Raw genomic sequence first — 23,455 nt, forward strand, 5'->3', positions numbered from 1 at the left:
AAAAAGTGCATGCACTGCAGGCAATGCATGCACTTTTTGAAAGCACCACGTACGATCCCGGAGCCGAGCCGTCACAAAGTGCGGCCGCAGGCCCGCTCGCACTAGCAAGCGCCCGCGAGCATGGAATTATGGATCCCGTGGATCTCCTCATTGACCAGGCAACCGCCGACGACGCAGAGCGGCTCGCTGAGCTGGCTGCCGTCACCTTCCCGCTCGCCTGCCCTGCCTCCTCGCGACCCGAGGACATCGAGCACCACATCGCAACCGAACTCTCACCGGAACGGTTCCTTGAGCACGTCGCCGATCCAGGCAAGACGCTGCTGTGCCTGCGTGACGGCGACCGCCTCATTGCCTACAGCATGCTCGTCGAGGGCGACCCCATTGATGCCGGGGTGCGGTCATCCCTCTCAAGGTTCCCCACCATCGAGCTCAGCAAGTTCTATGTCCACCCGGACCATCACGGGCGCGGTCAGGCCGCCACCCTGATGCAGGCGACCCTCGAGATCGCGGCGACCAAAGGCGGGGCGGCGGTCTGGTTGGGAACCAACGACGAAAACCACCGCGCCGTCCGATTCTACGAAAAGCACGGCTTCACCAAGGTGGGCGTGAAGACGTTCCGCCTGGGCGCCGGCGTCGAAAATGACTTCATCCTCGAACTGACACTGCCTGAGCGGAGCTAACTTTCGGGTTCGGTCTTGAAGCCAATCAGCTTGTGACTGCCGTCGCAGTACGGCTTGATCACCGAGGCCCCGCACCGGCAGAGCGCAACGGTTTTGCGACTGCGGCGCAGCTGATTTCCATCCGGGTCGACGATGTCGAAATCCCCGCGCACCAGCAGCGGCCCATCAGGGAAGGCGACGATCGTCTGGCGCGGTCCGGTCGATACCGCGGAGACCTCGTCTCCGGCACCCTCTTCGGCGACACCGTCGCCGTCGTCGTCCATTACGGCACTCATGCCGTGACCGTAGCCGAGGAACGCAGCGATGAGATGCCCGCGTTCCAGGCGTTCAGGATGTGCTCAGTCATCCACGTGTCAACGGTCATCGCCGCGACGGCACCGAAGAACACGTCCTCCAGCAGGTCCGGCTCGGCTTCAATGAGCCCTCCCGCGAGATCCCTTCCGGCGATCTGCTCGTGGACGGCATCGGCCTCCACATGTTCGTCGAAGTAGGCGGCGGTCGCGTCGCTGAATCCGAGGCGCCGGAAACCCCGCGCGTACAGCCGGTTCGCCTGCGACGAGGTCATCTCGTACGACGCCAGGTGGCCAACAATCGCACCCCGGAGGCGGCGGTTGAGGCCGAACATTGACATCAGGTTCGACGACGCCAAGGTGATCGCAGGGACCGCGTCGAGGTAGTGGCCATAGCGGTCGTCGAGCCCCGCTTCCCTCATTGATTGGGCGTAGAGGGCTGAGTGCATCCGGTTGGCCACCCCACCGCCATACTCGTCGGCCTGAATCTCCACCAAGGCTGCCTTGGCCCGGCCGGTGAGGCGGGGAATGGCCCAGGTGTGCGGGTCGGCTTCCTTGAGCGTGTAGACGGATTTCTGGATCAGGAACTCGCCGACCTGGTCTTTGGTCGCCTGCTTGGCCACATACCGGGACATACTCGGACCGCCGTCGGCGCCCGTCAGCTCGAACAGGCCTGCGGCGACGCCGGCACTGGTGATGTCCGGCAACTCCGGAAGGGTAACTACTGATCGCAGCTGCGCTTCGTAGGCCCGCTCCAACAGTCGCCGGACAGCGATCAGCTCGGGACTCCACTCCCAGTCGCCGCCCGGGCCATCGATGCCGCTGTAATGCAGCTCGAACAGGCAGAACAGGGTCAGCTGGAGGTCTTCGTCAAAAGCGAGATCGGGGGTGGCCGCGATGGCGTCGTGCACGGCTGCGGTCAGATCGTTGGCCGGGTGCACGGTATCGGGGGTGCTGCGTTCCGGGTCATTCAGGATGTCCAGGAGCAGCGTGCTCGCTGGGCCGCGAGGCTGAGGTTGCTTCATGACGGGACCCCTATCGTTGGGCAGCGAAACACTTGACAGAACTAGTCCTCAGCATACTTGCTATTTGGCGGGGTGGGTGTCGCCGCATCGGTCAGACGTCCGCCGGCTCCTGCACCGCGTCGCGGCGCAGCACCGCGTGCACACCCCAGGTGTCGTTGGCAATCTGCGTGATCCGCAGGTCGACAACAGTGCTTGCGAGCGCTAAAGCCTGAGTGCGTTCCACGCCGTAAAGGTCCTGCATCCAGGTGAGCATCGCCTTAAGCGCTTCGGCTGTCGCGATATTGAGGTCGGCGTTGAACCCGAAGGTGATCCTCGCCGTCGGGGTGATGGCGTGGATGGTCCGCAGCGGGGCAGCCACCACGACGTCGAGCACCAGCTCAGTGGTCATCCCACACTCGATCGCCGTGCCGCCCACCTCGCCGTCCCCCTGCGCCGCATGGCCGTCGCCGACGCACAGCAGTGCACCGGGTACGCTCACCGGCAGGAAGAGGGTGGACCCAACGGTCAGTTCCTTGCAGTCGATGTTGCCACCACCGTCGGCGCGCGGCGGGGTGGTGGTGAAGTCTCCGGGACGGTTCGGCGGTACGCCGACGACGCCGAGGAACGGGTTGAGCGACACGCTCTGGCCCAGCTGGTTGGTCGCCTTCCCCAGCTCCACGTCAATGTCCCAGAGCAACCAGTGCGGGACACCGCCGTCGACATCGAGCTGTCGAGTGAACGCATCATCCTTGCGGCCCGCGGTGGTGAATCCCCACGGATCGGGCGTCAGGGAGACGAAGGTGACGGTCAACATGTCCCCAGGCTTAGTACCGGCCACCGCGATGGGCCCGGTCAGGCAGTGGCCTTTCCGTTCGGTGAAGAGCTGCGGCTTGTCTTCGCCGGGGACGGTCTGGCGTTCCAGGTGGCCCCACGCGTCGAGGGAGCGGACCCGCACGGTGTCCCCCGGGTTGACCGTGAGCACCGGTGGGGTGTCGCGGGAGAACACCTGGGTCGTGGTGGCCAGGCCGGGCTCAAGGAAGGGGATGCTCATTGGCTCAGCCTACGAGGTTCCGGCGTGAGCGCGGTGTCAGCTTTGTTCCGGCGTGAGCGGTGTCAGCCCTTGAGGATCCGCAGCGCCAGCAGGCAGGTCGCCTGCCCCTCAAGGGTTGACAGGGACAATCTCAACAGTCCTTCGAGCTTGGCGATCCGCTGACTCAGGGTGTTCCGATGAATGTAAAGACTCGCCGCGGCCCGGGATGGTTGCGCGTCGTGGGCCAAAAAGCACTCGAGAGTGTCGAGCAGGCCCAGGGAATGGGTTGCATCGTAGGCGATCACCGGAGCCAGTAGCTTCCGTGCGCCAGCCCGCGCGCCATGGGTGGCGGTAGACGCGATCAGTGCGCTGATGGCCAACTCGGGGGCAAGGGTTGGCCTGGTGACGTTCGCGAGCAATTCCTGGGACTGGTAGACGCCGAGCCGTAGCTCATCGGTGCTCGCGCACGGCCCCTTCAGCACCACCGCCTGGTCTGGCATCTCTTCGGTGAACCAGGCAAGAAGCGACTCCGGAGCTGTCGCTCCCGGATCGTTCCCTTTCCGCGGCTGCTGGGCGAACGCGAACAGCGTGCCGTCGCGCACCTGGACCCTGACGACGTCGAACACTGACTGCAGCATGAGCCGGGTCTTCCAGGCATCCGACAAGGTGCCGTGGCCCGTGCGGACGGCGATCACGGTTGTTGCCTCCTCGCTGAGGAGTCCGGTGGATACCACTGTCCTCGCGAACTGCTCCAACGCGACTCCGTTCCAGTCGGACACCTGACCCAGCAGCGTTTCGAGCTCGGACTGCTTGGAGGTGGTGGTCAGCAACGCGGACTGCAACTGCACGGCAATGATCGACGCGACAGGCGCCAGCAGAGTGGAAATGGGATGTTCCACTTCGGCGTCCCGCACCACTAGCTGGAAAGAATCCCCGGTCCCCATCGGCAACGGAACTATCGAGTCCATCCCAGCCGACGCTGCCCGTTCCAGGTCCTCCTGGCTCCACGCTGAACGTTCCGGCGACCTGGCGATCACTACACCGACGGCGTCAACAATTGCCACCTCGCCCTGGACCGCCGCAGCGGCAGCATCAAGGATGACCGGGAGTCCGGCACCCGATGACGCGAGACCAGCGCACGCCTGGGCCAGCTCCCACGACCTGGTGATCGCCGTGAAACGCTCGGACTGCAACACGTTGGTGACATGGCGATGCACCTGCAGAAACGGAACAGACCTGGGAATCTCCAGCAGCGGCAGATCATGGACTGCGGCTGCACGCACCAGCCCCGGCGGGATCAGGCGGTGGGCAAATCCGGTACCAAACGCGACGGCGGCTACCTGCACGGAGACCAGCCGTTCCACATACGCCGACCAGGTGCGGTCATCCTCAATATTCAAGCCAATTCCGTTGGTCAGGAGGAGGACGTTCCGGCTCAGGAACGGTGTGGGATCGATGGTTTCCGCGGGAGCGCACCAGCTGATTTCCCGTGCCAGCCGGTCACTCGAACTGGGGGTATGCAACCGAAGTTGCAAGGTGTCTTCGGACAGCAGATCCGCAATAATCATCAAGGCCCACCTGTGCAAGTGCCCTCCGAATCCGTTTATCCGAGGGCGGAAGTCCACTATATCGGCCACCGTAGGGGCCACTAGTGTGAAGCGCATGACTTCGCCAGCTGTGACCCACACCACCAGCACGTCAACCCCCACCCTGAACTCGGATATGGGTGAGTCGCTGGGCCTGCACTCCTTCGGCAATGACCTGGCGCTGATGGACACCGTCGACGTCATCAACGTGGCGTGCGGATTCCATGCCGGAGACCCAGACACCATGGCGGCAACCGTTGCCGCTGCCGCCGAACGGGGACTGGGCATCGGCGCCCACCCCGGGCTGCCGGACCTCGTGGGCTTTGGCCGACGCGAGATGAAGCTGACCCCCGACGAGGTGGAGAACATCCTGCTGTACCAGGTGGGAGCACTGCAGTCCTTCCTGACCGCCGCCGGCGCGACCCTGAACCACATCAAACCCCATGGGTCGCTGTACGGAATGCTGTCCAGGGACCGCGCCCTGATGACCGCCGCCGCCAAGGTCGCCGCCCTCTACGACGTGCCGTTCTACGGTCTGGCCGGCACCGAACACCAGACGGTCTGCGACCAGCTGGGGGTGCAGTTCGTCAGCGAGCTGTATGTGGACCTCAACTACGGTCCGGAAGGCCAGCTGCTGATCCAGCGCCGCCCCGAACCCACCGACCCCGCCAAGGCCGCCGCGCGGGTACGCCGTGCAGTGGCGGACGGCATCGTCGAGGCGTCAGACGGCACCGAACTGCAGATCGAGTTCCACAGCATCTGTGTGCACTCCGACGCGCCCAACGCCCCCGACGTCGCCGCCGCCGTCCGCGCCGCCCTTTCCGGGTAGCTCCACCGTTTCCACCCGATCCCCACAGTTCATCCAGCAGTCCATCCAACAGTCCCGAGCAGAGCCCTGAAAGGCGACCCATGACCGACATCATTTCCCCACTTCCCGGCATCTTCTACCGCAAGCCTGGCCCCGACAAGGAGCCCTACGCTACCGTTGGCGACCGGATCGAGGCAGGCCAGACGGTCGGCGTCGTCGAAATCATGAAGCAGTTCTCCGAGGTGCGCAGCGACGTCTCGGGGACCCTCGAAAGCTTCGCCATCGAAGATTCGGGGACCGTCAACCCCGGCGATGTCATTGCGACGGTGACCGAGGGATGACCGTGGAGAAGCTGCTCGTCGCAAACCGGGGAGAGATCGCTGTCCGGATCATCCGGGCCGCCCGCGAGCTGGGCATCCGAACAGTGCTGGCGGCCAGCGAGCCCGATGAAGACTCCTACGCCGCGCACCTGGCTGACGAGGTCCACATCATCGGCCCGGCCCCCGCCGGAAAGAGTTACCTCAATGCGGAAGCAGTCCTGGCGGCAGCCGAAGCCACGGGGTGCGACTCACTGCACCCCGGCTACGGCTTCCTCTCCGAGAACGCCGGCTTCGCGAAGGACGTCGTCGATCGCGGGCTGACCTGGATCGGCCCGTCCGCCGCTGCGATCGAGCTCATGGGCAACAAGTCCCGCGCCCGGCAGGCAGCCAAGGAAGCGGGCGTGCCCACCCTGCGCGGCAGCGACGGCGCTCTCACCCCGGACAGCGACATCCTCGGCATCGCCGAGACGGTGGGCTATCCCCTCGTGGTCAAGGCCTCCGCAGGCGGCGGTGGCAGGGGGATCCGCCTCGTCACCGCAGCACAGGACCTCCTGTCCACGGTGGAGATCGCCCAGGCCGAAGCCCAGGCGGCCTTCGGAGACCCCACCGTGTACCTTGAACAGTTTGTCCACCGCGCCCGCCACGTCGAAGTCCAGATCATCGGCGACGGCGAGCGGGTCATCCACCTGGGCGACCGCGACTGCTCCCTCCAACGGCGACAGCAGAAGATCGTCGAGGAAGCCCCGGCACCCGGACTACCGGACGACGTCAGGGCGACCATCCTGAAATCCTCCATCGAGCTCGGCCGCCAATGCCACTACAGCGGGCTTGGCACCGTCGAATTCCTCTACAACCCTGACACCCAGGAGGCAGCGTTCATCGAGATGAACACCCGCCTGCAGGTTGAACATCCGGTTACCGAGATGATCACCGGTCTGGACCTGATCCGTGAGCAGATCCTGGTGGCACGCGACGGCGCACTTCGCCTCGCGCAGGAGGACATCAGGTTCACCGGTCACGCCTTCGAATTCCGGATCAACGCTGAGGACCCCGAAAACGGGTTCATGCCCAGCCCGGGCACCCTCGAACGGCTCCAGTGGCCCGGCGGGCCGGGCATCCGCATCGACTCAGGCGTCGTGGCCGGATCCGCCGTGGCGCCGTTCTACGACTCCCTGCTGGCCAAACTCATCGTCTGGGATTCCAGCAGGGAACAGGCAATGACCCGGTCCGCTGGAGCGTTGGGCGAAGTCCTCATCGACGGGGTGAAGACCACTCTCCCGCTGCTGAAGGCCGTCCTCGCCCGGAGCGAAGTGGCCGCCGTCGAGCATCACTCCAAATTCATTGAAACAACACCCGACCTGTTAGGAGCGAGTGCATGAGCGACACAGCCCTGCACCTGGACGCGGCCCGCTACACCTGGGGTGGAGACGAGTTCCTGTTCGTCGAAATCGCCGAGGGGATGAGTCTCGCAGCCAACTTCAAGGCCAACGCGATGGCGGCGGTCCTGGGATCCCGCGACCTGCCGGGGATCACCGACATCTGCCCAGCCAACGCGTCCCTGCTGATCCGGTTCAACCCGGACGAGCTCCCGCCCGGCACCCTCGAAGACGCGGTCCGCGGCGTCGAGGCCGAGGTGGCGCAGATGTCGCAGCACACCCTCCAGACCCGCATCATCGAGGTACCCGTCTGGTACGACGATCCGTATACCCGGGAAACGGGGGCGCGTTTCCGCTCGGGGCACCAGCGCCCGGAGGGCAATGATCTCGACTTCGCGGCCGAGGAGAACAATCTGGCGTCGCCGGCCGAGTTCATCAGCCGCCATCATGAGTCGCCGTGGCTGGTATCGATGGTCGGCTTCGTGGCCGGCCTGCCGTTCATGTTCCAGATTGTCCCGCAGGAGAAACAGCTCGAGGTACCCAAGTATCTGAGCCCGCGCACCGACACTCCAGCCCTGACCGTTGGCCACGGCGGCTGCTTTGCCTGCATCTACTCGGTCCGCGGCGCCGGCGGGTACCAGATGTTCGGGATCGCCGCGGCGCCGATCTTCGATCCTGCCCAGCGCCTCCCGGATTTCGACGACTTCATGATCTTCTTCAAACCAGGGGACATCGTGAAGTTCACACCGGTTGACGAAGCCGAATACCGACGCATCCAGCAACAGGTGTCCGACGGTTCATTTACCTACCGGCAGGCGCCGGTGGTGTTCGACCTTGAACGGGCGCTCGCCCACCCCACCGAATACAACCAGGAGATCATGGAGCACCTCAATGGCCATCAGGATCACTGAGCCCGGGCTGGCCACGACGGTCCAGGACACGGGCCGACCCGGCTACTACCACGTCGGCATCCCCCAGGGCGGGTCAATGGACCAGCTGTCGGCGGAGATGGCTAACGCCCTCGCCGGCAACACGCCAGCTGAGGCCGTCCTGGAATGCACCTACATCGGACCCCGGTTCACCACCGACGACGACGCTGTCATCGCCGTCGCCGGCGCCCCGGTGGACGTCCTCGTCAACGGGACGCCCCGGGAGCAGTGGACCCGGCTTGAGCTGGTCGCCGGCGATGAGGTGTCATTCGGGATGATCCGCGCCGGAACCCGCTACTACGTCGCCGTCCAGGGCGGAATCGACGTCCCGGTGGTACTGGGCAGCCGTTCCACCTATGCATTGGGTGCCATGGGCGGATTCAAGGGGCGCACCCTCGCAGCTGGCGACACGCTCGACGTCGGGACGGTCGGGACGGTCGGGACTGTCGGGACGGTCGGGACTGTCGGGGCGGAGCGCCGTGCATCGGCTGCGGATTTCATCGATGAGTCGCTCCGGCCAACCTTCGGCAAGGAGATCACCGTCCGGGTCCTGCCCGGTCTTTACGACCACAGGCTGACCGAGGAAGGGCTGGCGACGCTGTTCAGCGCCACCTGGAAGCTGACGCCTGTCGCGGATCGTACGGGTCTGCGGTATGCCGGCCCGTCCGTCTCGTGGAAGCCGCGGGTTCAGCCGTTCGGTGCGGGATCCGATCCGTCGAACATCGTTGACGCTGGCTACGCGATCGGCTCCATCCAGATTCCTGGCGGCAAGGAACCGATTGTGCTTCACCGCGATGCCGTTTCCGGCGGGGGTTACGCCATGGTGGCCACGGTCATCAGTTCCGACATGGATTTGCTGGCACGGAGTGCTCCCGGAACCCAGACCACCTTCACGCCGGTCACCATGGAGGAAGCCCTCGCCGCCCGCGCGGAAGGGAAGGCAATCCGGTCTCGGATCTGGGGGTCAGCTGGCCAGTGAACGGTGCGATTCGTGGAGGGGGGCCGCTGCGCTGCTTTCGCGGACGAAGAGTTCGGGGGTCATCCTGACGGACTCGACCTTCTCCCCGTTGATGATCCGCCGGAGCATCAGCATCGCCTGGCGGCCAATCTGGAACATCGGCGAGCGTACCGAGGACAGCGGAATGGGAAGTTGCGGCGCGAGGGAGGTGTCGTTGAAGCCGACGACAGCGATGTCCTGGCCCACCGTCAGGCCGTGGGCACGGAAGGTTCCCATGGCCCCGATCGCGGCGAAGTCGTTCACCGCGAAGACCGCTGTCGGCGCCGGGCCGGGCTGCGCCAGAATGGTTTCCGCCGCCTCCCTGCCGCCCTCGGTGTCGAAGCGCGACCAGGTCACCGAGCTGTCCGGCAGCGCGCCGCCGAGCACCTGCCAGCGCTGCCGGAAGCCCGCGGTGCGGTCGAGGGCGGTGCTCGCATAGGGTTCGCCAGCGATGAGCGAGACATGCCGGTGGCCCGCCCGCCAGAGGTGGTCGGCCACCAACTCACCACCGACGACGTCGTCGCAGGTTGCCGACGGGAACCCCGGGTGCCGCCGGTTCATCAGCACGAACGGGATCTGCCGGGCACGAAGGTCCGGTAACAGGTCGCTGCCGGCGTGCACGTCGCCGAGGATGAGACCATCTACGCGGCGGGCCAGCATGATCTCGGCTTTGCGGCGCTGCTCATCGGTGCTGTCATGGGAATTCATGACGAATGTCGAGTAGTTGTTTTCGGCTGCCGCTTCCTCGATGCCCTCATACATGGTAGCCAGCACCAGGTCGGAAAGTCGTGGCACGATGACGCCGAGGGCCCGGGTGCGCCGGGTCCTGAGGCTCTTTGCCTGGGGGTCCGGCGAGTAGCCGCGCTCGCGGGCAAGGTCCCGCACCTTCTGGGCCGTGGCGGACGACGCGGCACCACGGGCTACATCCGACGTCGAGTGCAGGACCCTGGACACCGTCGACGGGTGAATGCCCAGCTCACTGGCCAGGTCCTTCAACGTGATTGGCGTACGGCTTGATCCTGATGCGTCCATGAAGCTCCCCCTTCTTCCAGCACCCGCGTGGTAGACCGATTGTCTCAGACGTAAAACTTTTGCCTCACCTCTTGACGAGACCCAGATCACATCCTAGTCTGTTCCTCAGCGCAACCCAAACGATTGGGTTGCAGAACCACTAGGGGTTACCTTAGCCGTCTGGGGCGATCGACACCGGTCGGAAGATCTGCCGGCACGTGAATTGCCGGTTACCCAAACGATTGTGTAAACACGTGTGTCGAACGAAATGGAGGTGACCGTGAACGCTGGCGAGGAACAGTACGTCGTGCTGCTGGCTACCGGCGGCACCATTGCCTCCCGCAACTCCGCCGAAGCCGGGGGCGCAACCATAGCTGAAGATTCAGGCGAGGCGCTCCTGCACAGCACCGGTCCGGGGTCGGTCCCGGTGAAGGTGGTCGACGTGATGCGGAAGGGTTCCTACCGGCTCACCTTTCCGGACATGCTTCAGATTTGTTCGGAGGTCAAAGCTGCGCTGAGCGATCCACTGGTGGTCGGCGTCGTCGTCACTCACGGAACCGACACCACCGAGGAAACCTCGTATCTGGCCGACCTGCTCCATGACGACTGGCGGCCTGTTGTTTTCACCGGCGCCCAATTGGCTGCCGATCACCTCACGCCCGATGGGCCGGACAACCTGCGGCGGGCTATCGCGGTCGCTGCTTCCCCCGAAGCGGGCGGCCGCGGCGCCCTGGTCAGCTTCGCCGGGAAAATCTTCCATGCGGCAGGCGTGCGGAAGGTTCACACCACCGCCCACGCGGCCTTCGACAGCCCTGATACCCACCCAGCTGGCAGCGTCACCGAAACCGGCGGCGTGTCAATGGGCACCCGCCCGGCACGCTTCGACCCCCTGCCCCTGCCGGGCTCTCTGACCGGTGACGACGTCGGTCTCCCCCGGACCGACGTCGTCACCTCCTACCCGGGCGCCGACGCCGTGCTGATCGACGCGGCGCGGGCGGCGGGAGCGGCAGGCATCGTGCTGGAGGCCACCGGGATCGGCAACGCGAACCCCGTCATGTGCACGGCGGTGGCAGACGCGACATCCGGGGGCGTCGTCGTCGTCACCAGTACGCGCGTGCATGCCGGCCCTGTGGTGCCGGTGTATGGCACCGGTGGCGGAAAGGACCTTCTCGCTGCGGGAGCCATCCCCTCCGGCCTCCTCCGGCCGGGGCAGGCGCGAATCCTACTGCAACTGCTCCTCACCCTCCGGATGAGCCGCCCCCTCATCGAACAGCAATTCCACCTTCGGGGCCCGCTGGTCCCGCAGGAGAGCGACACCTTGACCGCTTTGACCCCATCGAAAGGCTGACCCATGACAAAAAACATACAGCTTGCATTCGGCGTAGACGTCGACGCCGTTGCTGGCATGCTCGGCTCCTACGGCGGTGAGGACTCCCCCTGCGACATCTCCCGTGGGCTCTTCAGCGGTGAGGTGGGAGGCCCCCGCCTCCTCCGGCTTTTCGAAAAGTACAACCTTCCGTCCACCTGGTTCATCCCGGGACACTCGCTGGAGACCTTCCCCGAGTTGACCCGGATGGTGGTGGAAGCCGGTCACGAGATCGGCGTTCACGGCTACTCCCACGAAAACCCGATCGCGATGACCCGTGAGCAGGAAACCGCCATCCTCGATCGGTCGATTGAACTCATCGAACAGGTCTCGGGGAAGCGACCCACCGGGTATGTGGCGCCGTGGTGGGAGTTCTCGACCATCACCAACGAGATTCTGCTCGAACGGGGCATCAAATACGACCACTCCCTGATGCACAACGACTTTGAACCCTATTACGTGCGGGTGGGCGACAGCTGGACGAAGATCGACTACAGCAAGCCGGCTGAGGCCTGGATGAAGCCGCTGGTCCGCGGCCACGAGACTGACCTGGTCGAAATCCCTGCCAACTGGTATCTCGACGACCTGCCTCCAATGATGTTCATCAAGGCCGCTCCCAACTCCCACGGATTCGTCAACCCCCGTGATATCGAGCAGATGTGGCGGGACCAGTTCGACTGGGTGTACCAGGAAATGGACGAGGCCGTCTTCACCATGACCATTCATCCTGACGTGTCGGGCCGCCCCCAGGTGCTGCTCATGCTCGAGCGCCTCATTCAGCACTTCAACTCGCACGACGGCGTCAGCTGGCGAACCTTCGACCAGATCGCCGACAAGTTCCTGTCCGACAATCCCAGAAAGGAAGCCAACTCATGAAGGCTCCGGCACTCATCGACCTATCCGCACCCACCGGCGGCGAAAAACGCGCGCTGCCCATCTTCAGCAAAAAGAACACCAACACGGCAATGATCCTGGCACTGCTTGCATGGACCATCGCGGTCTTCGACTACGGGTTGTTCGGCACATTGCTTCCCGCCATGCAGGAAGAATTCGGCTGGACGGAGACCGAGGCCTACGCGATCAACACCTGGATTGCCGTTGGTACGGCGATCGTCTGCTTCGGCGTCGGACCGGTGATTGACCGGCTCGGCCGGCGCAAGGGAATGATGCTCACAGTCGGTGGCACCGCCGTCGTCTCAGCTCTCACCTCGGTGATCCCTGCGGGACTGGGCTTCATCAGCAACGCCATGCTGGTGGTGGTCCGCTCCTTCGGTGGACTCGGGTTCTCCGAGCAGGCAGTCAATGCGACCTACATGAACGAGGTCTTCCAGGTCACCGAAGACGAGAAGAAGCGTAAGCGTCCCGGCTTCTACTACTCCTTCGTCCAGGGTGGCTGGCCACTGGGCTTCCTGCTGGCCGCAGCCCTCGCCTTCGCCTTCCTGCCGTCTCTCGGCTGGCGCGCGCTCTACATCATGGCGGCCATCCCCGCGGCAATCATCGTGTACCTGATCGCGAAGAAGCTCAAAGAGACTCCCCAGTTTGAACTGCACGAGAAACTGACCCAGCTGGAGAAGTCCGGCAATGTCGACGAAGCCCACGCACTGGCCGGTTCCTTCGGCGTCCAGCACTCCTCCACGGCTCCCCTGAAGCGCATCTGGGAACCACAGCTGCGACGCAACACCATCGTCTTCTCCCTGGCCTGGATTGTGAACTTCTTCGGCATCATGGTCTTCAGCATCCTGGGATCCTCGGTGCTGGTGAACTCCCGCGGAGTGGAACTGTCCGACGCCTTCTGGATGCTGATCGTCATCAACGCACTGGCCTATTTCGGCTACGTCTTCCACGGCTGGTTCGGCGATGTCATTGGCCGGAAGAAGACCATCATCATCGGCTGGATCATCTCGGGTATTTCCTTCTCGGTCATGCTCAGCCCCATCGCTTCCACCCCTTTCCTCATCATCCTCACCTACGGCGTCGGGCTTTTCTTCCTGGTGGGACCCTACGCAGCCATCCAGTATTTTATGGCCGAGTGCTACCCCGTCAGCTGCCGGGCAACCGGACTCGCGTTCATCGGTGCCATGAGCCAGCCCGGCATCATCCTTGGTGGCGCCCTGTTCACCATTGTCACCGCGGCGGCCGGAACCACGGCGGCGGCCCTGTGGGTCGGAGCCCTTGGCACCCTCGTTTCGGGCCTACTCATGATGATGGCGAAGCCCATCCCGAAGGAGCTGCTGGAGGACCCGAGTGTCTGATTCTCCGGTCGCCATCATTACCGGGGCCGCCAGCGGTATTGGACGTGCTCTCGCCGTGCATTACGCGCAACGCGGGGTCCGCTCGGTCATCGGCACGTTTCCCGGCGATCCGCACGACCCGGAGGAGACGCTCCGCCTGGCCGAGCGGGCCGGGGGTCAGGCTGTCGTCCAGGAAGTGGACGTCAGGAACACCGAGTCGGTGGAGACCTTCGCGGACCGGGCGCTCAACGAGTTCGGGCGGCTGGACTACGCGGTGGCCAACGCCGGTATCCTGCGCAACGCACCCCTGGATGAGCTCACCGACTCCCGCTGGAACGACATGCTCGACGTCGATCTGACGGGCGTGCTACGGACTCTCCGCGCTGGTTCCACCCGGATGGACGACGGCGGCGCGATGGTCGCCGTCTCGTCCATCGCGGGCGGAGTCTACGGTTGGGAGGATCACGCGCATTACGCGGCGGCTAAAGCGGGAATCCTCGGGCTGGTCAGGAGCATCGCCGTCGAGCTGGGTCCCCGCCGGATCCGGGCAAATGTGGTCATTCCCGGACTGATCGAAACCCCGCAGTCCCTGGATCCCGTAAACTCGCTGGGCCCGGACGGTCTGGAACGCGCGGGGCAGGACATCCCGTGGGGTCGCGTGGGCCGGCCGGAGGAGGTAGCCAGCGTGATCGGGTTCCTCACCTCGGCCGACGCCGCCTACGTGACCGGGCAATCCCTGATTGTCGACGGCGGCCTCACTGTCAAGATGAAGGCATGAGCGCGCGGACAGTGGTGGTCACCGGCGGCGGTAGCGGCATCGGGGCAGCTATTGCCGCCGCTTTCCGGGCGAGCGGATCCCGGGTGGTGGTGCTGGACCGGACGCCTTCGCCCCACTCGATCACTGTCGATGTGGCGGACGAGGCAAGTGTGGTTGCTGGTTTCGCCGCGGCGCGGACCGAGTTGGGTCGGATCGACATCCTGGTCAACAGTGCTGGCCTGCTCACCGAATCACCACTACAGGACATGTCTTTGGCCCGGTGGCAGGAAACCATTTCGGTCGACCTGACCGGGGTCTTCCTGTGCTGCCGTGAGGTGGTCGCCGACATGCGGGCGAACAAGTGGGGACGGATCATCAATATCTCGTCCCAGCTGGGCATCAAGGGCGGCACCGGCCTCAGTCACTACAGTGCGGCGAAAGCTGGCGTCATCGGTATGACCAAGTCCCTCGCCCTGGAGGTGGCTGGTGACAATGTGTTGGTCAATTGCATAGCTCCGGGACCTATCGAGACGCCGCTGGTCGAGAAAATTTCCGAAGACTGGAAGATTGCCAAACGGAAGGAGCTTCCCTTGGGTCGTTTCGGCACGCCAGCCGAGGTTGCCCCCGTCGCCTTACTACTGGCCAGCGACCCCGGCGGCAACCTCTTCGTCGGCCAGACACTGGGACCCAACTCCGGCGACGTGATGCAGTGATTCTTACTGACCGGTTCTTCGTGGACGAAAGGTGCGGCAGCTAGATGTGTGGCGTGTGCGGCCGGACTGTCGTTGCCGATGAGGTGCTGGGACCGGTGAGCACGCTCCGTCACCGGCTGATCGCTGCGCAGACCATCAACGCCTTATGCCACGGCCTGCCAGGTATCCCCAGCGTCCAGGCTGCCGGGGATACCTGGCTGGTGCGAGGCGTCACGGGCGTTGTCCTCCACTGCACCACTGTCGCAGACGTCTGGTCTGCCATCCTGCAGGACCCCGCTGCGACACTCCATCGGGACAGCCTGCAGCACCGGCTACAGAGCCGCACCGTGATTGACACGGGTGTCGCCCTGAGCGTCGTGAATGCCGGGCTCCGGTTCAGCGCCCCGTATTACCTCTCTACTGCCGATCTGACCTGACTCCTGATCTGACCTAGCTCCCGACGGGGTAACAATCTAAAAGTGCATGCACTGCATGCAACGCATGCACCCGGGATTCGAAAAGTGCATGCAACGCAGGCACTGCATGCACTTTTCGGGAGGGACACCCTTTCGGGTCAGCGACGCTTTAGTTGGCGAAGACGTCCTGCAGCTTGTCCCGTGAGGTCCAGAGACCCAACGATTCGCCGCCGTTGTTCAGTACCGATGCCGTTCCACCGTTGTAGTAGGCCTCCGGGGAGTTGGTTCCCGGACCGGTGTAGACCCGCAGTTCGGCGCCTGCTGCGAGCGTGTAGCCATCACCCACGGTGAGGATGTTGTTGGCAGCGTCCCGGAGGAGGTATCCGCTGACGTCGATGGTCCTGTCGCTGGTGTTGCGCAGGAGAACATGCTCGCCGGTTTCGGGCTGGACGTCGTCGCCGGCTGGGTTGTTCACCGAATCAACAATCTCCACGCTGCTGCCTGGAAACACCGGCGCCCCCTCGAGGTACCGGGCGTTCTGGATGGGGAAATCGGTGGTGACGGCGTCGACACCCAGATCGATTGATGCCTGGACCGCCTCGGGCGAGTTCACGGTGTAGACACCAAGCACCAGTCCTGCCGCTTTGACGTCGCTGACATTCTGCGGGGTCAGCACGCGATAGTTGGTCCCCACCGAGTCGGCGAAGGTAGCCCAGGATTCCAGCACTGCCGGGCTGGGGACAACCCCGGCGAGCTGCTGCAGTTCAATCTCCGGAGCGAGCTCAGCGAACGTGCGGTTGGAGGCCTCATCGAAGCCCAGGACCTGCACCTTGTCAGCCGCCACGAGGCGCTGCCAGGTCTTGTCGGTGCGCAATTCGTCGGCGACCAGCTGCTCGACGCCCGGCGAGTTCACCGGCGACTTGATCTCGATGTACACGCCGGTTTTGGTGGTCGCGACCTTCGCGGCGTCGTCGAGGTGAGGAATGCGCTCGCCAACGAACTGGTCGTCGAAGTAGGATCCCGCGTCGAGCTGCTGCAGCTCGGCCCAGGTGAAGGACGTAATTGGGTCGGTGGCACGGTCCGGGAAGACGTCCTCGACGTTGGTGGTGCGTGCCGGGGTGTTGTCGTGAAAGATGAACGGCACACCGTCGGAGCTGAGCTGGACATCAATTTCGAAGAAGTCGGCCCCGGATTTGCGGCCGTCCTTGAACGCGGCAACAGTATTCTCCGGCGCGGTTCCGGCGGCACCACGGTGTCCGATGAGGATGGGTGATGCATCCTCGTTCAGCGGAGCCTGCGCGGGAACTTGCGCCGACGCGCCGGGTGCTGCCAGGAGGGTGAGTCCTACCGCTGCGGCGGCTGCGCCGGTCAGGGTCTTGCTGTTGAGAATCTTGCTGGTGAGGGTTGTGCTGGTGAGGGTCTTGGCTACACGGGATGCCATAGAAGATGTTCCCTTCGTTGTGGAGGGGCGTGATCCCCTCCTTCAGAGACCCTGCCGCACCAGGGCATCCCCGACATCAATACCGGGTAAACGGAGCGTGAAACTCTCCGCGGGCTACTCCACCGCGTACCGGTCCACGAAGTTCCGCAGGATGGCCGCCGGCCATTCCACCCGGGAGGACCGGGCACGGGCCATGTAGTCCTCCGCCTCCTCCGGCGGAAAGTACCCGGCATTGCGGTAGACATCGATCCGCTGCACCAGCCCGTCGACGTCGAGCTCAGGATGAAACTGGGTGGCATACAGGTTCGCGCGGATGCGGAACATCTGGACCGGGCAACCGTCCGAGGAGGCCAACAGCACCGCCCCCTCTGGCAGGGTGGTGCAGGCTTCCTTGTGGCCAACGAAGGCAGCGAACGACGCCGGCAGGCCCGCCAGCAGCGGGTCGGCTGCGCCGGCGGGGGTCAGGGTGATCGGCGTCGGCCCGATGGGTTCGGCGAAGGTCCTGTCGATGAGCGCTCCCTGATGGCGCCCGAGCGTCCCGACGCCGTAGCAGGCGCCCAGGAACGGGAAGTCGGCCGCTACGACCCGGTCAAGCAGCTCACCGATCTCGCGTTCCACCCGCCGTTGAACGATGGACTTGACCTCTTCGGCGTCGGAGGAGTTGAAAGGACTCCCTCCCACGATGATCCCCGAATACCTCGCGAGGTCAATGTGCGGCACTGGCCCAGCCTCTGCCCGGACCCGGTGCAGCTGATCCCCCTTGAGGCCACCGAAGCGGCAGAACGCCTGATACTCGCCGTCGGCGGCGTCGTCCTCGGCACGGGTGGCTATCAGCAGAAACGGTTTCACCTGTCGAGACTACTGCCCGTCGGCCACGATAGTGGCGTAGCCGCACGATAGTGGCGGAGCCCCACAACAGCGGTCGCCCAACGCCGCGGCTGCGGGTCACCCACTATGTTGGTTACCGGAGCCCGTCGACCGCGATAATGAAGTCATGTCCCCTCCCGCAGAGCACCTCGACGTCGCCATTATCGGGGCGGGTCTCTCGGGGATTGGCGCGGCGCATCGGCTGCGGACCGAGTGCCCCGACAAATCATTCGCCCTTTTCGAGGCGCGCGGCGCGATCGGCGGCACCTGGGACCTGTTCCGTTACCCGGGTGTGCGGTCGGATTCCGACATGTTCACTTTGAGCTACCCGTGGCGTCCCTGGACCCACCCGGACTCCATCGCGGACGGCTCCTCCATCCTGAGCTATCTTCAGGACACCGCCAACGAATCGGGGCTGGGCCCTCACATCCGTTTCAACACCCGCCTGGTGGGCGCCGGCTTCTCCTCCACCACGTCGCGCTGGACCCTGCAACTGGAGACCGGCAGCGACGGCGCCGCCCACCGCCGAATTGTCACCTGCTCGTTCCTCTATGCCTGCACCGGCTACTACAGCTACGCCCAGGGCTACCAACCGGACTTCCCCGGCATGGAAGAGTTTGCCGGCGACCTGGTCCACCCCCAGTTCTGGCCAGAGGACCTGGACTACACCGGTCAACAGGTGGTGGTGATCGGCAGCGGCGCCACAGCCGTCACCCTCCTTCCGGCAATGGCCGACACCGCAGCCCACGTCACGATGCTGCAGCGATCGCCGTCCTACGTCGTGTCGGTACCGCGCCGAGACAGGTTCGCCGACGCCGTCCGGCGGGTGCTGCCCGCACGCGCGGCGCATCGGGTGGCCCGGGCCCGCAACGTGGTCTACCCGCAGGCGTTCTACCAGTTGTGTAAGCGGTGGCCCCGGATAGCGAGGGTGTTCCTGCGTGGCCAGGCCCTCGACCTCCTCGGCGATGAACAGCAGGTCGACGAGCATTTCGCGCCGGCCTACAACCCGTGGGAGCAGCGCCTCTGCGTCGCGCCAGGTGGCGACTTCTACCGGTCACTGGCATCGGGGCGGGCCTCGGTGGTGACCGACCGGATTGACCGGTTCACACCGGATGGGATCAAGCTGGCGTCGGGGCAGGAACTGGCGGCCGACGTCGTCGTCACCGCCACCGGCCTGGCTCTCCAGCCGCTCGGTGGTGCTGAACTCACCGTGGACGGCGTCCCCGTGGACCTGGGTGACGCGTGGGTGTACCGGGGGGTGCTGGTGAGCGGGGTGCCCAACCTGGGGTACTGCGTGGGGTACACGAATGCTTCGTGGACACTTCGGGCGGACCTGAGTTCGCGGTATGTGTGCCGGTTACTGAACCACATGAACCGGCACGGGCATTCCGTAGCGATCCCGGTGCCGGCTCCTGGAATGTCACGGCGGCCGCTGCTGGACCTGTCGTCGGGGTACGTGCAGCGTGCGGCGGATGCCTTCCACCGGCAGGGGTCTGGACGGCCGTGGACCGTCGGCACCAACTATCTGCTCGATGCCCCAGCGGTGCTGCTGGGGAAGGTGGGGGCCCATATGTCGTTCGATCCCGTGCCGGCCGCCGTTCCAGACCCGGCCCCCACCCACCCTGGACCCACCCACCCCGGACCCGGCAGAAGCGTGCCGTAACAGCAGGAAAGTGGTTGGCCCACAGCGTATCTGCGGGTGCAGCACTTTTTGGCGCGAGAACCGGCCGCTACTCGGTCTTCGCTGCCGACTTCAGCAGCTCCAGCCGCAGGGCGCGGGCCGTTTCCATGTGCTGCCGGGCAATCTGTCGTGCGTCGTCGGCCCGTTGCGCGATGATGGCCCTCACCAGCGCCTCGTGTTCGTCAAGTGCATCGTCCCACCGGTTCCCCACCGACAGCGTGGACCGCGGCGTATTGATGAGATGGGTGGAAAGCCGTTCGAGGAGGTCCTGGAGCACCCGGTTGTGCGCGGCGGCGCTGACCGCCGCATGAAATTCGACGTTGCAGCGGATACGGGTCTGGTCGTCCGGGGCGTCGAGTTCCCGATCCCGCTCCACGAGCGCCTCCAGCCGCATGATGTCCGTGACGGTCCGGCTGCTGGACGCCTGCCCGGCAGCTTCCTGCTCGAGCATCACCCGCAGGTCATAAATCTGAATGACTTCCTGCGGGTCGATCTGCGGGACCTGCAGGCCCCGCGCGGCACGCTCAAGCAGCCGCTCGTGCTGCAACCGGCTGAGCGCCTCGCGGATGGGGGTCCGGGAGACGCCGAAGCGCGCAGAGAGCCCCACCTCGCGCAGCGGCGTTCCGGGAGGATGAATCCCCGCCAGAATCTCGCTGCGGAGCACGCGGAAGACCACCGAGCCGTCGACGCGTCCCGTCGAATCTGCCGGATCAGACACTTTCAACCGGTTCAGACACTGGGTGCTCCTATAAGTAGGTCCTGCACAGTAGGCGCCCTAGCCACGGGTGTGGGCTAGGACAATACTCATGGAACGGGGAACGGGGGTGGGACGCGTCGACGTCTACGCCGGGTATTGTGCCGTTAGACGGCGATCTGGCGGAGGACGTACTGCAGGATGCCGCCGTTGCGGTAGTACTCGGCTTCGCCTGGAGTGTCGATCCGGAGCACGGCATCGAAGGTGACGGGCTGGCCGCCGCCTTCGGGGGTTGCTGTGACGGTGACGGTCTTCGGGGTGGTGCCGTTGTTCAGCTCGGTCACGCCGGACACCGCGAACGTTTCGGTGCCGGTGAGGCCCAGCGACTCGGCGTTCTGGCCCTGAGGGAACTGCAGGGGCAGCACGCCCATCCCGATGAGGTTGGAGCGGTGGATCCGCTCGTAGCTCTCGGTGATGACCGCGCGGACACCCAAGAGTGCTGTGCCCTTGGCTGCCCAGTCACGGGACGAACCCGAACCGTATTCCTTTCCGGCCAGGATCACCAGCGGGGTTCCCGCAGCCTGGTAGTTCATCGCGGCATCGTAGACAGCAGCCTGTGGCGCGTCGGCCTGGCTGAAGTCACGGGTGAAACCACCCTCGACGTCCTCGAGGAGCTGGTTGCGGATGCGGATGTTCGCGAAGGTGCCACGAATCATCACCTCGTGGTTTCCACGGCGCGAACCGAAGGAGTTGAAGTCCTTGCGCTCCACACCTCGCTCCAGCAGGTACCGGCCCGCCGGGGTGTCGGACTTGAAGGAACCGGCGGGTGAGATGTGGTCGGTCGTGACCGAATCCCCCAGCTTCAGCAGGACGCGTGCATCCTCGATGTCGGTGACGGGCTCCGGCTCGGCCTTCATTCCCTCAAAGTACGGAGGCTTCCGGACGTAGGTCGATTCCGGATCCCATTCGAAGGTGTCGCCGGCCGGGGTGGGCAGGGACTGCCACCGCTCGTCGCCGTCGAAGATGGTGTCGTAGCTGGCCTTGAACATCTCCTTGTCGATGGAGTCGTCAATGATCTGCTGCACCTCGACGGGGTTCGGCCAGATGTCGCGCAGGAAAACGTCGATGCCGTCGTCGTCCTGGCCGAGTGGATCGGCGTCGAAGTCGAAGTCCATGGTGCCAGCCAGGGCGTAGGCAACCACTAGGGGCGGTGAGGCCAGGTAGTTCATTTTGACGTCCGGATTGATCCGGCCCTCGAAGTTGCGGTTACCGGACAGGACGGCGGTGACGGCGAGGTCTGCGTCGTGGATGGCCTGGGTGATCTCCTCGTCGAGGGGGCCTGAGTTGCCGATGCAGGTGGCGCAGCCGTACCCGACCACGAAGAAGCCGAGCTTCTCCAGGTACGGGATCAGGCCCGACTTCTCGTAGTAGTCGGTGACTACCTTCGAGCCTGGGGCGACCGAGGTCTTGACCCAGGCCTTGGACATGAGGCCCTTGTCGACCGCGTTGCGGGCCAGCACCGCCGCTGCCATCATCACCGAAGGGTTCGACGTGTTGGTGCAGGAGGTGATGGAGGCGATGGTGACGGCTCCGTGGTCGAGAGTGAAGCTGCGGCCGTCGGCGGTAGTCACCTCGATCGGGCTGGAATCGCGGTTGGCTTCAGTGGCGGTCACCACCTCGTGTGGGGCGTCGACAACCTTCGTGTCGGCCTCGGTGTAGGAGGGCGGGTCGGAGGCGGGGAAGGATTCTTCGAGTGTCTCGTCGACCGTGGCGCCTTCCTCCTCGATCGAGCGGTGCACGTAGTTCTCCAGGTCCTTGCGGAACTGAGGCTTGGCGTTGGTCAGCTCGACACGGTCCTGCGGGCGCTTCGGACCGGCGATTGACGACACCACGGTCGACAGATCCAGTTCCAGGTACTCCGAGAAGGCAATCTCCTTGCTCGGATCGTGCCACATGCCCTGCGCCTTGGCGTACGCCTCGACCAGTGCGAGGTTCTCTTCAGGGCGACCGGTGAGACGCAGGTAATCCATGGTGACGTCGTCGATCGGGAACATTGCGGCGGTGGAACCGAACTCGGGGCTCATGTTGCCGATGGTCGCGCGGTTCGCCAGGGGGACGGCGCTGACGCCCTCGCCGTAGAACTCGACGAACTTGCCGACCACACCGTGCTTACGGAGCTTCTCGGTGATGGTGAGGACGACGTCGGTCGCGGTGGCGCCAGCAGGGATCTCGCCGGTGAGCTTGAAGCCCACCACGCGAGGGATGAGCATGGAGACGGGCTGGCCCAGCATGGCCGCCTCGGCTTCGATGCCGCCCACGCCCCAACCGAGGACGCCCAGGCCGTTGACCATTGTGGTGTGCGAGTCGGTGCCGACGCAGGTGTCGGGGTAAGCCTGGAGCGCGGTGGTGCCGCCGCTGGTGACCTCGCGGGTCATCACGGTTCGGGCCAGGTACTCCAGGTTGACCTGGTGCACGATCCCCATCCCCGGTGGGACCACCAGGAAGTCATCGAACGCGGTCTGGCCCCAGCGCAGGAACTGGTAGCGCTCGCCGTTGCGCTGGTACTCGATCTCGATGTTGCGTTCGAGGGCGTCGGCGTTGCCGGCGAAGTCGATTTGCACCGAGTGGTCAATGACCAGCTCGGCGGGTGCCAGGGGGTTGACGCGCTTGGGGTCGCCGCCGAGCTCAACCACTGCTTCGCGCATGGTCGCCAGGTCGACGACGCAGGGCACACCGGTGAAGTCCTGCATGATGACGCGGGCCGGTGTGAACTGGATTTCGGTGTCGGGCTCAGCCTCGGGGTCCCAGCTGGCCAGGGCACGGACGTGGTCGGCGGTGATGTTGGCGCCGTCCTCGGTGCGAAGCAGATTCTCCAGCAGAACTTTGAGGCTGTAGGGGAGCTTCTCCGATCCCTCTACAGCGTCGAGGCGGAAGATCTGATATTCAGCCCCCGCCACCTCGAGTATGTCTTTGGAGCCGAATGTGTCCACAGCAGTCATTTGCAGGTATCCCTTCGAGGATCAGTGAAGCCTTTGGATCCATCCTATCCTGAAACGCAAATAATCTGTATACAGTCGTACACATTCGATTACGCGGCCAGATTTCACGGCCAGAAAAGTGGCTTCCCCGCGGCAAAGTGGTTGCGCCACCACTCACCTGCAGGGCAGCCACTTTTCCGTGCGCAGGATTCCCGGCAAACGACGCCCACCCGGAACCGCGAGGTTTTCTCACCCGGCGAGAAACTCTCTTCCCAACGAGTGTGAGCGCGGGCACACTTGC

At 64.9% G+C, this 23,455-nt stretch carries 22 protein-coding genes; 13 read left to right on the forward strand and 9 right to left on the reverse strand.

Translation table 11 applies throughout. The annotated features are described in order from the left end of the window. Nucleotides 1-23 precede the first annotated feature (23 nt). Nucleotides 24-680 (forward strand): GNAT family N-acetyltransferase, encoded by a 657-nt coding sequence (locus ACX80O_RS01765; RefSeq protein WP_459332306.1) that lies wholly within the window; start codon nucleotides 24-26, stop codon nucleotides 678-680. Here ACX80O_RS01765 and ACX80O_RS01770 read toward each other — a convergent pair. The 4 genes from ACX80O_RS01770 to ACX80O_RS01785 form a co-directional block, all read right to left on the reverse strand. Continuing rightward, a complete protein-coding gene (locus tag ACX80O_RS01770; RefSeq protein ID WP_459305174.1) occupies nucleotides 677-955 on the reverse strand; it encodes a CDGSH iron-sulfur domain-containing protein in 279 nt (92 codons plus the stop codon). The genes ACX80O_RS01765 and ACX80O_RS01770 overlap by 4 nt on opposite strands. Next, nucleotides 952-1,995: an iron-containing redox enzyme family protein gene (locus tag ACX80O_RS01775; RefSeq protein ID WP_459332307.1), complete on the reverse strand. Its 1,044-nt coding sequence runs from the start codon at nucleotides 1,993-1,995 to the stop codon at nucleotides 952-954. Before ACX80O_RS01775 ends, ACX80O_RS01770 begins: the two co-directional genes overlap by 4 nt. A 91-nt stretch (nucleotides 1,996-2,086) precedes the next feature. Further along, on the reverse strand, nucleotides 2,087-3,025 hold the full coding sequence (locus ACX80O_RS01780; RefSeq protein WP_459332308.1) for an acetamidase/formamidase family protein: 939 nt from the start codon (nucleotides 3,023-3,025) through the stop codon (nucleotides 2,087-2,089). A gap of 62 nt (nucleotides 3,026-3,087) precedes the next feature. After that, nucleotides 3,088-4,572 (reverse strand): PucR family transcriptional regulator, encoded by a 1,485-nt coding sequence (locus tag ACX80O_RS01785; protein ID WP_459305177.1) that lies wholly within the window; start codon nucleotides 4,570-4,572, stop codon nucleotides 3,088-3,090. Between the two features lie 94 nt (nucleotides 4,573-4,666). Between ACX80O_RS01785 and pxpA the strand changes: the two genes are divergently transcribed. The 5 genes from pxpA (at nucleotide 4,667) to ACX80O_RS01810 (ending at nucleotide 9,002) form a co-directional block, all read left to right on the forward strand. After that, the gene (gene pxpA, locus ACX80O_RS01790) at nucleotides 4,667-5,419 is read left to right on the forward strand and encodes a 5-oxoprolinase subunit PxpA (protein ID WP_459332309.1); all 753 of its coding nucleotides are present in this window, start codon (nucleotides 4,667-4,669) and stop codon (nucleotides 5,417-5,419) included. Between the two features lie 80 nt (nucleotides 5,420-5,499). After that, the gene (locus ACX80O_RS01795) at nucleotides 5,500-5,739 is read left to right on the forward strand and encodes an acetyl-CoA carboxylase (RefSeq protein WP_459305179.1); all 240 of its coding nucleotides are present in this window, start codon (nucleotides 5,500-5,502) and stop codon (nucleotides 5,737-5,739) included. Then, on the forward strand, nucleotides 5,736-7,097 hold the full coding sequence (locus ACX80O_RS01800; RefSeq protein ID WP_459332310.1) for an acetyl-CoA carboxylase biotin carboxylase subunit: 1,362 nt from the start codon (nucleotides 5,736-5,738) through the stop codon (nucleotides 7,095-7,097). Before ACX80O_RS01795 ends, ACX80O_RS01800 begins: the two co-directional genes overlap by 4 nt. Next, nucleotides 7,094-8,005 (forward strand): 5-oxoprolinase subunit B family protein, encoded by a 912-nt coding sequence (locus ACX80O_RS01805; protein ID WP_459332311.1) that lies wholly within the window; start codon nucleotides 7,094-7,096, stop codon nucleotides 8,003-8,005. The genes ACX80O_RS01800 and ACX80O_RS01805 overlap by 4 nt, the downstream gene beginning before the upstream one ends. Next, entirely contained in the window at nucleotides 7,986-9,002 is a 1,017-nt protein-coding gene (locus ACX80O_RS01810; protein ID WP_459332312.1) for a 5-oxoprolinase subunit C family protein, read from the forward strand. The genes ACX80O_RS01805 and ACX80O_RS01810 overlap by 20 nt, the downstream gene beginning before the upstream one ends. Here the strand turns inward: ACX80O_RS01810 and ACX80O_RS01815 are convergent. Continuing rightward, nucleotides 8,988-10,052, reverse strand: coding sequence for a LacI family DNA-binding transcriptional regulator (locus tag ACX80O_RS01815; protein WP_459332313.1), 1,065 nt, complete (start codon nucleotides 10,050-10,052; stop codon nucleotides 8,988-8,990). The two genes, ACX80O_RS01810 and ACX80O_RS01815, sit on opposite strands and share 15 nt — an antisense overlap. 235 nt (nucleotides 10,053-10,287) lie before the next feature. Between ACX80O_RS01815 and ACX80O_RS01820 the strand changes: the two genes are divergently transcribed. From ACX80O_RS01820 to ACX80O_RS01845, 6 genes are read left to right on the forward strand one after another with little or no spacing between them, the layout of a single operon-like run. Further along, nucleotides 10,288-11,379, forward strand: coding sequence for an asparaginase (locus ACX80O_RS01820; RefSeq protein ID WP_459332314.1), 1,092 nt, complete (start codon nucleotides 10,288-10,290; stop codon nucleotides 11,377-11,379). A gap of 3 nt (nucleotides 11,380-11,382) precedes the next feature. Continuing rightward, nucleotides 11,383-12,273 (forward strand): polysaccharide deacetylase family protein, encoded by an 891-nt coding sequence (locus ACX80O_RS01825; protein ID WP_459332315.1) that lies wholly within the window; start codon nucleotides 11,383-11,385, stop codon nucleotides 12,271-12,273. Beyond that, nucleotides 12,270-13,649, forward strand: coding sequence for an MFS transporter (locus tag ACX80O_RS01830; protein ID WP_459305186.1), 1,380 nt, complete (start codon nucleotides 12,270-12,272; stop codon nucleotides 13,647-13,649). The genes ACX80O_RS01825 and ACX80O_RS01830 overlap by 4 nt, the downstream gene beginning before the upstream one ends. Continuing rightward, nucleotides 13,642-14,406 (forward strand): SDR family NAD(P)-dependent oxidoreductase, encoded by a 765-nt coding sequence (locus ACX80O_RS01835; RefSeq protein ID WP_459332316.1) that lies wholly within the window; start codon nucleotides 13,642-13,644, stop codon nucleotides 14,404-14,406. The genes ACX80O_RS01830 and ACX80O_RS01835 overlap by 8 nt, the downstream gene beginning before the upstream one ends. Then, on the forward strand, nucleotides 14,403-15,098 hold the full coding sequence (locus ACX80O_RS01840; RefSeq protein WP_459332317.1) for an SDR family NAD(P)-dependent oxidoreductase: 696 nt from the start codon (nucleotides 14,403-14,405) through the stop codon (nucleotides 15,096-15,098). Before ACX80O_RS01835 ends, ACX80O_RS01840 begins: the two co-directional genes overlap by 4 nt. A 53-nt stretch (nucleotides 15,099-15,151) precedes the next feature. Continuing rightward, nucleotides 15,152-15,514 (forward strand): hypothetical protein, encoded by a 363-nt coding sequence (locus ACX80O_RS01845; protein WP_459332318.1) that lies wholly within the window; start codon nucleotides 15,152-15,154, stop codon nucleotides 15,512-15,514. 148 nt (nucleotides 15,515-15,662) lie between these two features. Here ACX80O_RS01845 and ACX80O_RS01850 read toward each other — a convergent pair whose 3' ends face one another. Both ACX80O_RS01850 and ACX80O_RS01855 read right to left on the reverse strand, forming a co-directional pair. Further along, the gene (locus tag ACX80O_RS01850) at nucleotides 15,663-16,934 is read right to left on the reverse strand and encodes a glycerophosphodiester phosphodiesterase family protein (protein ID WP_459332319.1); all 1,272 of its coding nucleotides are present in this window, start codon (nucleotides 16,932-16,934) and stop codon (nucleotides 15,663-15,665) included. 114 nt (nucleotides 16,935-17,048) lie between these two features. Beyond that, nucleotides 17,049-17,783, reverse strand: coding sequence for a glutamine amidotransferase (locus tag ACX80O_RS01855; RefSeq protein WP_459305191.1), 735 nt, complete (start codon nucleotides 17,781-17,783; stop codon nucleotides 17,049-17,051). Nucleotides 17,784-17,928: 145 nt separating this feature from the next. Here ACX80O_RS01855 and ACX80O_RS01860 point away from each other — a divergent pair, with 145 nt between their 5' ends. Further along, nucleotides 17,929-19,464: a flavin-containing monooxygenase gene (locus ACX80O_RS01860; protein ID WP_459332320.1), complete on the forward strand. Its 1,536-nt coding sequence runs from the start codon at nucleotides 17,929-17,931 to the stop codon at nucleotides 19,462-19,464. 67 nt (nucleotides 19,465-19,531) lie between these two features. Here ACX80O_RS01860 and ACX80O_RS01865 read toward each other — a convergent pair whose 3' ends face one another. Beyond that, entirely contained in the window at nucleotides 19,532-20,200 is a 669-nt protein-coding gene (locus tag ACX80O_RS01865) for a GntR family transcriptional regulator (RefSeq protein WP_459332321.1), read from the reverse strand. A gap of 143 nt (nucleotides 20,201-20,343) precedes the next feature. Beyond that, the gene (locus ACX80O_RS01870; RefSeq protein ID WP_459332322.1) at nucleotides 20,344-23,175 is read right to left on the reverse strand and encodes an aconitate hydratase; all 2,832 of its coding nucleotides are present in this window, start codon (nucleotides 23,173-23,175) and stop codon (nucleotides 20,344-20,346) included. Between the last annotated feature and the right edge of the window lie 280 nt (nucleotides 23,176-23,455).

Source organism: Arthrobacter glycogeni, from assembly GCF_054511155.1.

Coding starts and splice junctions, on each gene's coding strand:
- ACX80O_RS01765 (WP_459332306.1), top strand. CDS start 24: ATGCATGCACTTTTTGAAAGCACCACGTACGATCCCGGAGCCGAGCCG.
- ACX80O_RS01770 (WP_459305174.1), bottom strand. CDS start 955: ATGAGTGCCGTAATGGACGACGACGGCGACGGTGTCGCCGAAGAGGGT.
- ACX80O_RS01775 (WP_459332307.1), bottom strand. CDS start 1,995: ATGAAGCAACCTCAGCCTCGCGGCCCAGCGAGCACGCTGCTCCTGGAC.
- ACX80O_RS01780 (WP_459332308.1), bottom strand. CDS start 3,025: ATGAGCATCCCCTTCCTTGAGCCCGGCCTGGCCACCACGACCCAGGTG.
- ACX80O_RS01785 (WP_459305177.1), bottom strand. CDS start 4,572: ATGATTATTGCGGATCTGCTGTCCGAAGACACCTTGCAACTTCGGTTG.
- pxpA (WP_459332309.1), top strand. CDS start 4,667: ATGACTTCGCCAGCTGTGACCCACACCACCAGCACGTCAACCCCCACC.
- ACX80O_RS01795 (WP_459305179.1), top strand. CDS start 5,500: ATGACCGACATCATTTCCCCACTTCCCGGCATCTTCTACCGCAAGCCT.
- ACX80O_RS01800 (WP_459332310.1), top strand. CDS start 5,736: ATGACCGTGGAGAAGCTGCTCGTCGCAAACCGGGGAGAGATCGCTGTC.
- ACX80O_RS01805 (WP_459332311.1), top strand. CDS start 7,094: ATGAGCGACACAGCCCTGCACCTGGACGCGGCCCGCTACACCTGGGGT.
- ACX80O_RS01810 (WP_459332312.1), top strand. CDS start 7,986: ATGGCCATCAGGATCACTGAGCCCGGGCTGGCCACGACGGTCCAGGAC.
- ACX80O_RS01815 (WP_459332313.1), bottom strand. CDS start 10,052: ATGGACGCATCAGGATCAAGCCGTACGCCAATCACGTTGAAGGACCTG.
- ACX80O_RS01825 (WP_459332315.1), top strand. CDS start 11,383: ATGACAAAAAACATACAGCTTGCATTCGGCGTAGACGTCGACGCCGTT.
- ACX80O_RS01830 (WP_459305186.1), top strand. CDS start 12,270: ATGAAGGCTCCGGCACTCATCGACCTATCCGCACCCACCGGCGGCGAA.
- ACX80O_RS01840 (WP_459332317.1), top strand. CDS start 14,403: ATGAGCGCGCGGACAGTGGTGGTCACCGGCGGCGGTAGCGGCATCGGG.
- ACX80O_RS01850 (WP_459332319.1), bottom strand. CDS start 16,934: ATGGCATCCCGTGTAGCCAAGACCCTCACCAGCACAACCCTCACCAGC.
- ACX80O_RS01860 (WP_459332320.1), top strand. CDS start 17,929: ATGTCCCCTCCCGCAGAGCACCTCGACGTCGCCATTATCGGGGCGGGT.
- ACX80O_RS01870 (WP_459332322.1), bottom strand. CDS start 23,175: ATGACTGCTGTGGACACATTCGGCTCCAAAGACATACTCGAGGTGGCG.